The organism is Paenibacillus sp. 01T422 (genome assembly GCF_056398785.1).
The window spans coordinates 1-13,671 of record NZ_JBFTQB010000051.1 but is presented as its reverse complement, the minus strand read 5'-3'; the positions used below and the strand labels follow the sequence as shown (position 1 = coordinate 13,671).

Sequence of the window (13,671 nt, the reverse complement as noted above, 5' to 3'; positions counted from 1 at the left end):
GGCCGAGAGGGTGCAGGGTGGAGAGCATCTGTCCCTGGAGCTCCCATGGGCGCGTATTTTGTATGCAAAAGCGATTCCTGTCAGCGCCGAAGGTGACAAGCTTTGGAACGAGGCGGTGGATGTCCGTTCATCCATCGGGAATTTCCAAGCGGAGCCGATTTTTCAGAAAGCGGGCTTGACGAGTTACAACCAAAAGCGGTTCTTCACCTACCGCACGATTCAGAAGATGGAGTGGACAGCGCCTCCAGGTAATTGGGAAGTACTGATTATGCAGGAGAAGGAAATCGAAGATTTCAAGTACTATGGGACATTCGTCGATCCTTGCAATTATGAGGCAATGGCCACGTTCATTCGATTGACACACGACAAGTATGCTCAGCATCTGGGCGAATATTTCGGCGGTACGATCAAGGGCATGTTTACCGATGAGATCGGGCTCTTGGGGAACCTGCCGTGGTCGCCGCAACTGCCATCATTTTTCATGGAGCAAAATGGTTATGATCTGCGTGAACATCYGCACGCACTTCTGTATGAAGAAGGGGAATATTCGGCTCGTATTCGTTACGATTACTATCAAGCCATTCATGAGCTTCTGCTCAGCACTTATCATAAGCAAGTACATGATTGGTGTGAACGGCATGAGCTTCAATACGTGACCGAAGTGCCGTCAGTTCGGCATACCACCCAGCGGTACAGTCATGTGCCCGGTGGGGATACTGCGCATGAAAAGCTCGGGCGTTCGCTGGATTGGATTTTGAATAATCAGGCAGAAAGCTTTCGTTCCAGCGCCAAAATGGTCAGTTCCATTGCCCGCCAGTTCGGCCGTGAGCGCAACTTAATTGAGTGCTTCCATAGTGTGGGATGGTCAATGACGCTCCAGGACGCGAAGTGGATGATTGATCGTATGGCCGCGCAAGGGACGAACTTTTTTAACTTCCATGCCTTTTTCTATACACTTGATGCGCTGATGAAGCATGACGCGCCGCCATCTCAGTTCCTGCAGAATCCATATTGGCCCTATTTTAGACAACTCGGCGATTACGTCGGACGGATCAGCTATGTCATGAGCTGCGGCGAAGCGGACATTCGTACAGCGGTGCTTCAACCGACCACATCACTGTGGGCCTACATGGGCAATCCCTTCCACCATTTTGATTATGGCGGTATCAACGCCGATGAGAAGCGCAAGCTTAACGATTTGAAAGCATGGTGGACACGTATTTGCAACGAGCTGACCTACGGCGGCAGGGATTACGATCATTTGGACACGGGACTCCTGGCGGAAGCGGTGGTGGAGGACGGTGTGATTAGGCTAGGCGATGCCAGCTATACCCATGTGATTGTGCCGCCAATGACCAATCTGGAGAGTGGCGCATGGGCGAAGCTGGAAATGTTCCTTGCGCAAGGTGGAACAGTAATCAGCATGGGCCAATTGCCGTATCATGCGATTGAAACGAATGGCTGGGACGCGGCTTCCTCAGCGAGCGTCTTCGGTTTGCAGCAGCCTGGCGGAGAACAATTCTGGAACGAAGGCGCCGAATCAGCTCTGGCGTGGTCCAAAGGCGCTGCGAACGCGTATCATTTGCCATTCAGGGCGTCAGCTGACGAAGCTGCGGTGTTAGGCAGACTGTCAACGCTGCTTGAAGAGCTTCATCCGCTGGCGGTGAAGCTGAAATCGGCAAACGGCGGACGCAGCATTCTCATGCAGACTCGCCGAATCGATGCGGACAGTTTCCTTATCTTCGTAAGCAATCAGGAAGAGGCGGAGCACGATTTGTCTTTGCAAATTTCAACTGCTCTCTGGGAGGAAAATGTGGTAAATGAGGCTCTGTTTACAGAGCTATCCTTGGATCGCGGCGACGAGAAGCCTGCACAGGCTGAACCTGCTAACAACGGCTGGACGTTCCCGGTCGTACTGGGTGCCTACGARTCCAGACTTTTCCGTGTTACGCGCAAATCAGCTGCCCAAGCCTTGCCAAGCAAACCTTGGGAGTTCAAGATCGATGCGTCCGAGTCGACCTTATGGACCATGCATACCGATGAGGATAACGCGGTGCGGTTGGATGCGTTTTATCTCTCGATTCCTGGTGTTAACAGCGTAGAATCGGGAGCGGAAGAGGACGCACCGTTGGTGCAGGTCAAAACGTTCATTGATCAGTGTGCGGACCTAGCTGCTTCGACGAAGCTGCCAGTACACATGAGCCAGTTGTTCGGAACGCCGATGCGCATTAGCTTGGCTTATCCACTTCAAGCCCGGTATTCCACAACCATCGTCGTGGAAAACCCGCTTGATCGGGTGTTTCTTGTGATGGATCAAGGAGCGCTTGCCGGAGAAGGCTCGATTATAATTAACGGCCATCGTCTGGAGAAGTCGGATTTTGCGCGACACTTTTTATATGACTACATGAACGTAGGCTGCGATATTACAACGTATCTGCGGCCTGGTGTTAACGATATTTCGGTTGAGGTGACGGTCGAGCAGGATTGGCATGGTCTGATCGATGCGCTGTATTTAACAGGGAGCTTCCAAACTGGCTTTGACGCTGAGCAGCGTCCCGTCTTGAAGCGTCCAGTCGCTCAGCAGCATCCGCTAGCTGCAAGTCCATATGCGGGTTATCCGTATTTTGGCGGGACGATGACTTTCAGCCGTGAGCTTCAGCTTGACCAATTACCGGAAGGGGACAGCTTCGAGCTAACATTTGAAGGACTGGACCGTGAGTTCCACGACGTGGCGGAAGTGCTGGTGAACAATGTGTCACTTGGAGCGCGTGCTTGGCTGCCGTACCGCTTCAGCGGACGCACATCGATACTGATGGAAGGCATGAACCGTATCGAAGTTCGCGTGACCAACACGTTAATCGGCATGCTGGAAGGCAAATATTTTGATTATGCGAAGCACGAATTGAAGCCAGTTTATACAGCCGAGCGGGTACAGTCCTACCAGAACCCGGAAGGAGAGTAAGACGTCCATGCCAAACAACACGGAACAAGCAGCGACCCAACCGAACATTATCTTCTTCATGACGGATCAGCAGCGCTGGGATTGTATTGGTAAATTCAACCGGCATATCCATACACCAAACATCGATAAACTGACAGCACAGGGAATCACTTACAGCCAGGCGGTATGTCAAGCGCCGATGTGTGTGCCTAGCCGCACCTCGATGATGTTCGGCTATTATCCATCGCAGCTCGGTGTGCGAACCAATCACGGCGGGTTATACGAGGAAGACAAGCTGCCGAGCGATCCGCTTCCGGAATTGATGCGACAAGCAGGATATCAGACCGCGGGCTTCGGGAAAACCCATTGGAATCACGGGGTGCAAAATCCAGTTCCTTCTACACGCGGCTTCGAAGTTCGGGCTGTCGGGCTGTCCCGCGACAGCGGACATTATGAGGATGGCGCTGTCATGATGGGGGATGCCGAGCCGGAGGGGCTCGCTGCTTATTATGAAGAAACGAAAGATTACGGTGGCGGCGAGGAGAATTCCAAAGGTTATCTCGGCTGTACGAGTCAAGTACCGACGCATTGGCACCGTGATGGATGGGTGGCGGAGCAATGTTTGAAGTTCATCGAAGAGGGACTGGACGAGTCGCGTCCGTTGTTTCTGTATCTTTCTTTCTTAAAACCGCATGCCGGCTTCAATGTGCCGAAGGAATTCGAAGATCTATACGATATTAACGAGATCCCGGATATCGCTCAGCCGCCATGGGAGCTTGAGCAGGATACCCATCTAGCCGAGACCGATGCTGTTAATGAGAGCAGCCAGATCAACTATTGGGAGAAACGGCATGTATGGGAAGCGATGACACCGGAGGAGCGCAAGCGAACAACGCTTCGCTATTGGGCGAATTGCTCCTGGCTTGACGATTACTTGGGCAAGGCGCTGGAGCGGCTGGAGCAGCAAGGACGGCTAGACAATGCCTTGATCGTCTTCGTCTCCGACCATGGCGAGATGCTAGGTGAGAGACAATACCGCTTCAGCAAATATTGTCTGTATGAAAGCAGTGTCCGTGTACCGATGATCCTGGCAGGAAGTTATTTGCCGCAAGCGGTACAGGGTTCGGTGGACGACCGCCCGGCCGAGCTGGTGGATCTCGTGCCGACGTTATCCAAGGTAGCGGGATTGCCGAACAATCCGCAGCTGCCTGGGCTTGATCTGCTGGGAGAGACGCAGCGTCTTGGGACCTTCTGCGAATTTCATGGCAAAGGAGCGGAACCGCATCATTCAGCTCCTGCCTTGATGTGGAGAAAGCAGGATTACAAACTGATCCTGTATATGCCTGGCAAGCTCGGAGAGGCTATTGGCCGAATCGGCGAGTTTCAAGGAGAGCTGTACGATCTAGCAGCGGATCCTAACGAATGGCATAATGTGTATGCCGATGAGAACTATGCAAGGATCCGTGAACGCATGACGGGGGAGCTTCTGATGCATTTGGCATGCGTCTGGTCCCGCGGACCGGTCTTTTATGACCGGCATGGGCTTGCGGCGATGGACTAAAGGAAAGGTTCCTCCTAATGACAGCGAGGAATAGGAAGGGGCGGCCCAAGTGTCATAACTGACCAAGGGACGCCCCTTCTTTGTGCCCATTAGAACGAATAACCCTATTGTGGCGCGCTTTCTATACTTTTGCACAAGATTGTCTCAATCGGCAAAATAGTCTCACCTTCTGTTCCAGTTGCGACAAAATTGTCTTCATCCCGGGCAATATTGTCTGATTGTCAACGGTAGGGTTTTAATCTAAGTTGTTAATCATACGAGAAAAAAATTAGAAAGGGGAATGGAGAGGATGGCATTCGCACAACCAGAATCTACGGCATCTGACAAATCACCGAAATCCCGAGAGTGGCATAAGAGAGGCGTTCTTAAGGATCTAAGGCGTGACAGATATTTATATTTGCTGGGCCTGCCGGGCGCATTGTTTTTTCTAATATTTAAATTTGCCCCTATGTGGGGCGTCGTCATTTCATTTCAAAACTTTTCGCCGTTTGCTGGCATAACCGGCAGCGAATGGGTGGGGTTCGAGCACTTCGAACGCTTTTTTACGAACCCGGACTTTATGCTGCTTTTCCGTAATACGATGGCTATTAATTTGATGAACCTCGTGCTCTTTTTCCCACTGCCCATTGTGCTTTCATTGCTCTTGAATGAGCTTCGCAGCGTGGTGTATCAGCGGGTCATTCAATCGATCGTATACATGCCACACTTTTTGTCTTGGGTCATTATTTCTGGCTTGACGTTCCTCATGTTTGCCAAAGGTGAAGGCTTGGTTAACAAAATGCTGGAAGGGCTGGGCTTAACCAGGATTGATTTTCTAACGAATCCAGATACGTTCTGGGGCATGCTTACGATGCAATCGATCTGGAAAGAATGCGGCTGGGGAACTATTCTGTTTCTGGCAGCCATGGCAAGCATTGATCCAGGGGTTTATGAAGCCGCTAAAATTGATGGGGCGGGGCGACTTCGCCAAATGTGGCATATTACACTCCCGGCGATCCGCAACGTGATTATCACACTGCTCATTTTACGCCTCGGCCATATGCTCGATGTTGGTTTTGAGCAGGTATTCCTGATGTACAATGGCGCTGTTTCTCAGGTGGCTGAAGTATTCGATACCTATGTATACCGGGTTGGTATTCAACAAGGCGAGTTCAGCTACAGTACTGCCGCTGGTTTGTTCAAATCGCTTGTAGGGTTAGTGCTGGTTATCGTGGCAAACTGGATTTCGAAAAAAATGGGCGAAGAAGGGGTTTATTAACGTCCATATTTATGGAGAGACATGGCTATAGCCATGTCCTTAGGAGGGAATTATATGAAAGTAGGACTGGGAGACCGATTGTTTAACATAGGTAACATCATCATGCTGGGTCTGGTTGGTATCATCACCTTTTTCCCACTGTATTATGTGTTTGTCGTTTCGTTTACCGATCCCACGGAATATTTGAAGGAAAGCTTCGTGCTTTTTCCAAAGACATGGTCGCTTGAATCCTATAAATTTCTGATGGCGACGGGCGCTTTTCCGAAATCGATCGGTGTAAGCGCCTATGTGACCCTTGTCGGTACGGCACTCAGCCTGGTGGTCACCGCTTCACTGGCGTATACCTTATCCAGAAAAAGGCTTCGCGGCAGACGATTTGCCCTGATTGCCATTCTAGTCACCATATTGTTCAATCCAGGTATGATCCCGAACTATATGCTGGTACGTGAATTGCACCTCATTGATAGCCTGTGGTCGCTCATTTTACCGGCACTTGCGAGCGGTTGGAACGTTATCTTGATGAAAGGCTTTTTCGATAGCATTCCTGCCGAGCTGGAGGAATCAGCCTCGATGGACGGATGCAACGACTTGTCGACTTTTTTCCGAATTATTTTGCCGTTGTCGCTTCCTTCGCTAGCTGCATTCGGATTGTTTTATGCGGTCGCTTACTGGAACCAGTTCTTTACTGCTCTGATTTATATTAACGATGCAAGCAAATGGCCGCTTCAAGTTATGCTGCAAAACATTTTGCTGAATGCGAATAACACGGATCTGCGGATGGATGTTTCTACCGTTCCGCCGCCATCCGAAACATTAAAAATGGCTGCAGTGATTGTAGCAACGGTTCCGATTTTGTTGGTATATCCTTTCTTGCAAAAGCATTTTGCCAAAGGTGCCATGGTAGGCTCGGTTAAGGGGTAACGGCTTGAAGGGAAGGGATTCCAGCTCTAGATGTCGAATCGTGTAGAAAATTGGTTATTGGAAGGTGAGCATCTTGACTGGAATTGGGGCTACGTTACTCGGCTATTTTCAAAAATATAAATATAACAATCGGTTTTTCTGGAAGAGTCTTGCGATGATCCTCATTATGGCAAGTATTCCAGGGCTCATCACCGGACTTAGTATTTATTGGATCGCTACGAACAACGTGGAGGAAGAGCTCCAGGGACTTCATCAGAATCAGATTACGAACCGGGCGGCGAATATCGACGACCAGCTTGCCTTTCTCGAAATGACCGTATCGCATTGGGCGTTCGACTCCAAGTTTGACGATAAGCTGAAGACGATTAACTTTGCTTATAATTACGAGACGGTTCAGGATATGTACCGGACTCTGTTGTCACTTGAAAGTTCGCATCCTTTTCTGCAGCATGTAGAGCTGTTTCTCGACAAGCCGCGTCCGCTCGTCTTTACAACGGAACGGTACAAATTTCTTAGTGATCCAACCGATGTCGAGAGTTACGAGAACTTGCTTAAGCATGATAAGTCGATGTTCTGGACATTTCCGAAGCTTCAAGGAACGAGCAAACAGGCACTTACGATTGTTAATAAAATTCCCGGCGACAGCACCGAGCCCTTCGGTGCTCTTGTTGCCACACTCAATCAAGAAAACTTATTAAAGGTGCTCAAAACGCTAACTCCTTATGATGAGGGTGTTACGATGCTATTCAATGAAGAGGCGAGCTGGAATTTATCGAGCAGCAGCGGGGCGGATGGAGCGGAACTCGATCAAGAGCTCAAACAGGCCTACATGAAACATCAAGCGGATTTAGGAGAAGCAGCGGTGAACGATACGAAGCCTGAATCGTTGTTATTTGAGTATCAGAAGGTTTCGTACTCTGTCTCGTATGGTCATTTTAACCGGATGGGCCAAAAGTGGGTGTATATCTCCGCAGCGCCGTTATCGTCAATTACAGCTCCGGTCGTCTCCATTTCCAAGTGGATATTGGTTATTAGTTTCTCTAGCTTGCTCATTGCACTACTGCTCTCTTGGTTCGTGTCCCGCCGAATCTATCATCCTGTACAGCGTCTGCTGACCCTGCTGTCCGGTGAAAAAAATGATGAGGTGAAGGACGAATTTGCCATGATCGAGAAGCATTGGCAGCATATGTCCAAAGAAACCGAGACGATGCGGCACAAACTGAAAGAGCAAATGCCGCTTCTGCGAGAGGGATTTTTCCTGCAGCTGGCGCAGGGCTACTTGATTTCTCTGCAAGAGAGTGACATGAAGGAGCGGATGAAGCGATATGGCTGGGAAACGGAGGAACGTCAATTTGTTGCGCTTGTGATTCAATTGACGGGTTTCGCCAACCTCGAGGGAAGGTTCTCTCAGGGGGATGAAAGCCTCGTGACGTACGCTGCCTCCAACATTATCGATGAGTTGTTCAAAAGCCAATATGAGCAAGCGGAAATCATCAATTTCCACAACTTTTCGATAGGGGTCCTGCTATCCTTTCCCGTATCTCACCCGCTAACCTGGTTAGAGGATGACTTGGAGCAGGTGTGTCAGGAAATCATTCTAGCGATCAACCGAATTCTGAAAATGCAGGTTACGATATCGGTCAGCAAATGGGTTCACAACGTGAAACAAATTCCACATTTGTTCGAGGAAGTGAAGCAAGCGTTGGTATATCGAGATCTGCTCGACGAGAATCAGATTATTAAGACGGAGCTGCTTTCCAAGCTAAATGTCTTTAAGGAAACCGGCTACCCGTTCACTTTGGATAAAGAAGTGATTAATGCTATTCGCAACGGCCAGGAGTCAGACGCTGTTGATTTGATCGGTCAATTTATGAAGGAATTGGCGGCGAACGGCTCGACAGAATTTATGCTTCAGCAAGGCATGCTGCAGCTCTTAGGCAGCATTCGATATGCATCCCTGCAATCTGGGATGAATCCAGTGCAGTTGTTCGGCAGCGTGAACTTGTTCGAGCAGCTTGCGCAAATTAAAGAGCCTGAGCAAATGCTCAAGTGGTTTCAGCACAAAGTGATTGCGGTCTTCGTTCAGGAGATGATCTCGCGGCAGGATTACCACTTCAAGCAGATCATTGAGCAAGTGATCGTTCATTTGCGTGAGCAATACATGACGCCATTATCGCTCGAATCGTGCGCGGATTTATTCGGCACAAGTCCCTATACGTTAAGCAGGGCTTTTAAACAGATAACAGGCATTAATTTTATCGATTTCCTGACGAATATTCGGATTAGCAACGCCAAGTCTTTGCTCGTCGAAACGGACATGAAGATTAACGAAGTCGCGGATGCCATCGGCTATCAACATAGTTATTTCAATCGGCTTTTCAAAAAGTACGAAGGGATTACACCAAGTCAATTCCGCGAGATAAACCGCAAGGAATAAGGGGTTTCGGGCCTTGGTGCATCGATGTGCAAGCTGCAAGATAGTCCTAGACGTGCGGAAATGACGGTACAAAAAAGTCCGATTGTCGATCAAAGTGGAATGTACTATTGTCTACCTTGTGCTCTGTTAAGGCGTTCGATACACAGAAGTTCATAACAAGGGAGGATCACAAAATGAAAGTAAGAAAAAGCAAGAAAGTTGTCTTGGGCTCGATGATAATGATGCTGGCACTATCCAGTGTCGTGGCTGCATGCGGTAACAAAACGGATAAAGGAAGTAGTGCCGCAGGCGGAACTGAAGCACCTCTTGAAGTTAACATCATGACGATTCTGCTTACGCCGTCTCCGGCAGCAGATGATAACAAAATCAAACAGGCGATTGAAAAAGCAACAAACTCTAAAATGAAAATTCAATGGGTGTCCGGTAACAACTATACGGATAAGTTGAATGTGACATTGGCATCCGGTGATATTCCTGATTTGATTACGATTAACGATCCATTCACATCGGTTTTCCGTAATTCGGTCACGCAAGGCGCTTTCTGGGATTTGACCCCTTACATCAAAGATTACCCGAACTTGAATTCCAAAGTTTCCAAAACGGCTTGGGATCTAACGAAAATGCAGGATGGCAAAAACTACGGTATTCCGCGTCCTCGCCCAGCTGAAGCCGATTCCTTCTTCATCATTCGCAAGGATTGGCTCGACAACCTCGGGTTGCAGGTGCCAACAACAACCGACGAGCTGTACACGGTTATGAAAGCCTTTACGGAGAAAGATCCGGATAAAAACGGCAAGAACGATACAACAGCACTTGCTTCCTTCATGACGCCTCCGGCAGATATGGGAACGCTCGCGATGATTGAGAACAGCTTCACTGGCGCGAACGTGAAAAACGACAAGTGGAAGCTGGTTGACGGCAAAATCGTGAATACCGCGCTGCTGCCTGAAACTCGCAGTTCCGTTGAGTACTTGACAAAAATRTACAAAGATAAGCTGTTACCGGAAGATTTCGCATCCTACAAGCTATCACAGGCAGCGGATCTCTTCAACGGCAACAAAGCAGGCATTATTATGGATAAAGCAGGCACGATGAACGATCACTACGAATTGTTGAAAAAAATCGATCCGAACATGAAGCCAACTGATTTCTATCCGTTGACCAATATGAATGGATACAACCCGAAGGGTCCTGGCTTCTCCGGTATGATTTCTATCCCGAAATCCGTGCCTGAAGCGAAAATGAAACGTATCCTGAAAATGGTAGATACGTGGATGAATGACGATGTATTCGCCATTCAGCAATACGGCATTGAAGGTGTGGATCACACGGTCAAAGATGGCCAAAAAGTGATTAACACCGAGCAGCTGGCCAAAGATAATGGCCCTGACTTTAACCAAATTGTCTATGTAGCTGATCCATATGCGAGCTCTACGAAGGTATACTTCCCGAAAGAAGCGAACGATCTGTTCATGAAGATCCAAGATGATCGTGCCAAAACAAGCGTAGCCGATATCAGTATCGGTCTGTACTCGCCAACAGCGCAAAAGCTGCTGCCTGAGTTTGAGAAAAAAGTACAGGATTTGAAAACAAAAATCATCCTGGGTCGTGAGCCGATTACCGCATGGGACGATTTTGTTGCCAAAGCCAAAACAKATGCAGATTTGGCGAAAATGAGCCAAGAAATGACGGAAGCGTACCAGAAACGCAGCGGTGGCGCAGCCGCAAAATAAGTTTCATGGGAAATATGTTGAATCTAGCAAGGGGCGGGGCGACTCTGCCCCTTTTTCATTGGGATTGGAGAGGAAGAGACCATGGCTGAGCGTTACATCGACATCAATGAAAGCATTTTTACGAAATGTGGAGACCGCGTAAGCGAAATATTAGCTACCGTAGCCGACAGATATATAGGCAATAACCCACCTCATCCGATGGCGTACCGAGCTTTTTGTGCCAATGGCATATTGAAGAAACACGATTATAGTTATGACTTTCAATTTGTAAATCGGTTCCCGGAGATTCAGAACGGGCAGATCGTCTACGCATGGTCACAATATTGGAGTGACGTGGAAACGCCGCTCAATTTTATTTTGCATTGTTATGGCCCGCTCATTTTGTATGCGAATGGGCAACCCATTTATAAAGCGAATATCGCGGATGAACTGAATCCACAACGAAGAACCGTCGTTACGATTCAGATGAAGAAAGGCTGGAATCACTTGGTGTTCCAGTTTACCAAGACGGAAGCGGGCTGCGGAGGTTCTCTTGGACCAGGTTCTTATAAGAGCAACCCGATTCATTTCCTAGCACCTTCACCCGAGCGATTCGGCCATGAAGGATGGATCTACACTGCGCCGCAGGATCATGTTTGGAGTGAGCTTCCAGGCGAGGGAAGCACGGAAGCCGATCACGACATCGCTTGGTATCCGAAGCTGGAGTGGAGTGATGCCGAGCAGGCGATGAACCCGGTAGCCCGCATCTTCGGCGAACTAAGCGACAGGTATGTCCTCGCGTGGACGAAACTTCGTTCATTTTCGGCTGAGCTGCGGCATGTTGAATTAAGCGGTCATGCGGAAGGGCGCGTTGCGATATATGTAGATGGAGAACTGCAAGCTAGCATGGATCAAGCAGGCGCTTTCCATGTCGCGCTGCAGTTAGCATACGGTGAGCATAACCTCGTCATTCAATGCTTTGGCGCGAACGGGAGCGCAGGCTTTCGTCTGGAGCCCCTTGCGGCAGACATTGAGCAAATAGAGCCTTATCCAATACATGGGGCGAAGGACGAATGGCTGTATGTGGGGCCGTTCGGTGCCAAGGATGTGATGCCTGATGTTGAAACCTCGCTGTTTGCATTGGTGGAGACGCAAGAGGGCGGAACGTTCTGGCGGCTGGATCAGCCGAACACGTGGGTACGACCGTTCACGGAGAATGCGTTGTTCGGCAAGTGGAATTATCCGCTTGGCGTGACGTTATATGGGATGCTTCAGACCGGTAAGCTGCTCGGCCGTGACGATTTGCTGCAATATGTGTACAAACACATTGAAACGTGCACGCGGCTCTACACCTATGCGGGCTGGGATAAAGCTCAATACGGCGCCTCCGGTGTGCTGAACACATTGGCTACACTGGATAGCTTGGATGATTGCGGCTCTTTCGGAGCCACCATGCTGCTTGCGCTGCAAAACCAGCCACTTCAAGGCGCGGAGCGGATTGCGGATGTGATCGCGGATTATATTAGCAACAAGCAGGATMGACTGCCTGATGGATCGCTGTACCGCAAGCCGAAGCATGTCGATTTCCCGAACGCAACGTTGTGGTGCGACGATTTGTATATGAGCGTGCCGTACATGTGTCGCTGCTACCAGCGAACTGGTGAAATCCGTTACCTGGAAGATGCAGCCAATCAATTCATCCAATTCAAGCAAAAATTGTACATCCCTGAGCTGCAAATTATGTCTCACGTCTATGACTTCGGGATCGACAAGCCCACGAAAATTGCTTGGGGCCGCGGCAATGGCTGGGTGATTTTCTCCTTGTCCGAATTACTGGCTGTGTTGCCTGACGACCATGCACAGCGCAACGAGCTGCTGCAATTCTTCAATGAACTGAGCGAAGGCTACTTGCGCCTGCAAGGGGAGAATGGCCTCTGGCACCAAGTGCTAACAGAGCCTGCATCGTATGAGGAAACTTCGTGCACCTCGATGTTCCTGTATGCTTTTGCTCGCGGCGTAAGATATGGCTGGCTAACAGAATCAGAGACGTATATCGCGGCGATTCACAAGGGCTGGAATGGGATGGCCCGCATCTCCATCGATAAATTCGGCAACGTGTATGGTGTGTGTCGCGGTTCTGGATACTCGTATAGCGTTGGCTACTATAAAGACGACCTTTCCTGGCTGATTAATGATACGCATGGCATCGGTATTGTGTTGCTTGCCGGCATTGAAGTGCTGCAGCTAGAGCGTCATTTGGCCTCGAGGAAGACAGCGACTGATGAGGTTTTTTCGTAATTGCATAGAAGTTGTGACTTATTATAGAGGATGTCCCAAGAGCCATGAAAATGGTGGGACACCTCTTTTTTTATTTGTAAATAAGAAAAAGACCGTTCCTTCGTAAGATGGAGGTATTAGTCTCCCTGCCAATAGGGTTGGAGTTTCTGTAACGATGAAAAACATCGTTGCACGTTAAGAGAAGCGCGCGGAGGGTGCGGTAACGATGAAAAACATCGTTACATGGCGTAAGCAGCACGGATACGCGGGGGGATGCTCGTGCAACGATGAAAAACATCGTTGCACTTTAAGAGAAGCGCGCGGAGGGTGYGTAACGATGAAAAACATCGTTACATGGCGTAAGCAGCACGGATACGCGGGGGGATGCTCGTGCAACGATGAAAAACATCGTTGCACTTTAAGAGAAGCGCGCGGAGGGTGCGGTAACGATGTAAAACATCGTTACATGGCGTAAGCAGCACGGATACGCGGGGGGATGCTCGTGCAACGATGAAAAACATCGTTGCACTTTAAGAGAAGCGCGCGGAGGGTGCGGTAACGATG

The 13,671-nt window shown here is 49.3% G+C and carries 7 protein-coding genes; all 7 read left to right on the top strand.

Features of this window, described 5'->3' with window-relative positions:
* A partial coding sequence (locus AC1DUA_RS04945) for a glycosyl hydrolase (protein WP_477498656.1) occupies window positions 1-2,962 on the top strand: 2,962 nt, incomplete at its 5' end.
* A 7-nt stretch (window positions 2,963-2,969) separates the two neighbouring features.
* On the top strand, window positions 2,970-4,502 hold the full coding sequence (locus tag AC1DUA_RS04940) for a sulfatase family protein (protein WP_477498655.1): 1,533 nt from the start codon (window positions 2,970-2,972) through the stop codon (window positions 4,500-4,502).
* Window positions 4,503-4,782: 280 nt separating this feature from the next.
* Window positions 4,783-5,760 carry an ABC transporter permease gene (locus tag AC1DUA_RS04935; protein WP_477498654.1) on the top strand — a complete coding sequence of 326 codons (978 nt, stop codon included), beginning with the start codon at window positions 4,783-4,785 and terminating at the stop codon, window positions 5,758-5,760.
* 54 nt (window positions 5,761-5,814) lie between these two features.
* A complete protein-coding gene (locus AC1DUA_RS04930) occupies window positions 5,815-6,681 on the top strand; it encodes a carbohydrate ABC transporter permease (RefSeq protein ID WP_477498653.1) in 867 nt (288 codons plus the stop codon).
* A gap of 73 nt (window positions 6,682-6,754) precedes the next feature.
* Window positions 6,755-9,118 carry a helix-turn-helix domain-containing protein gene (locus AC1DUA_RS04925; protein WP_477498651.1) on the top strand — a complete coding sequence of 788 codons (2,364 nt, stop codon included), beginning with the start codon at window positions 6,755-6,757 and terminating at the stop codon, window positions 9,116-9,118.
* A gap of 173 nt (window positions 9,119-9,291) precedes the next feature.
* Complete coding sequence (locus AC1DUA_RS04920; RefSeq protein WP_477498650.1) at window positions 9,292-10,851, top strand: type 2 periplasmic-binding domain-containing protein; 1,560 nt, start codon at window positions 9,292-9,294, stop codon at window positions 10,849-10,851.
* 81 nt (window positions 10,852-10,932) lie between these two features.
* On the top strand, window positions 10,933-13,128 hold the full coding sequence (locus AC1DUA_RS04915; protein WP_477498649.1) for a glycoside hydrolase family 88/105 protein: 2,196 nt from the start codon (window positions 10,933-10,935) through the stop codon (window positions 13,126-13,128).
* The last annotated feature ends 543 nt before the right edge of the window (window positions 13,129-13,671 follow it).

Excerpts from the sequence above, each read along its gene's own strand:
- AC1DUA_RS04940 (WP_477498655.1), top strand. The coding sequence starts at position 2,970 with ATGCCAAACAACACGGAACAAGCAGCGACCCAACCGAACATTATCTTC.
- AC1DUA_RS04935 (WP_477498654.1), top strand. The coding sequence starts at position 4,783 with ATGGAGAGGATGGCATTCGCACAACCAGAATCTACGGCATCTGACAAA.
- AC1DUA_RS04930 (WP_477498653.1), top strand. The coding sequence starts at position 5,815 with ATGAAAGTAGGACTGGGAGACCGATTGTTTAACATAGGTAACATCATC.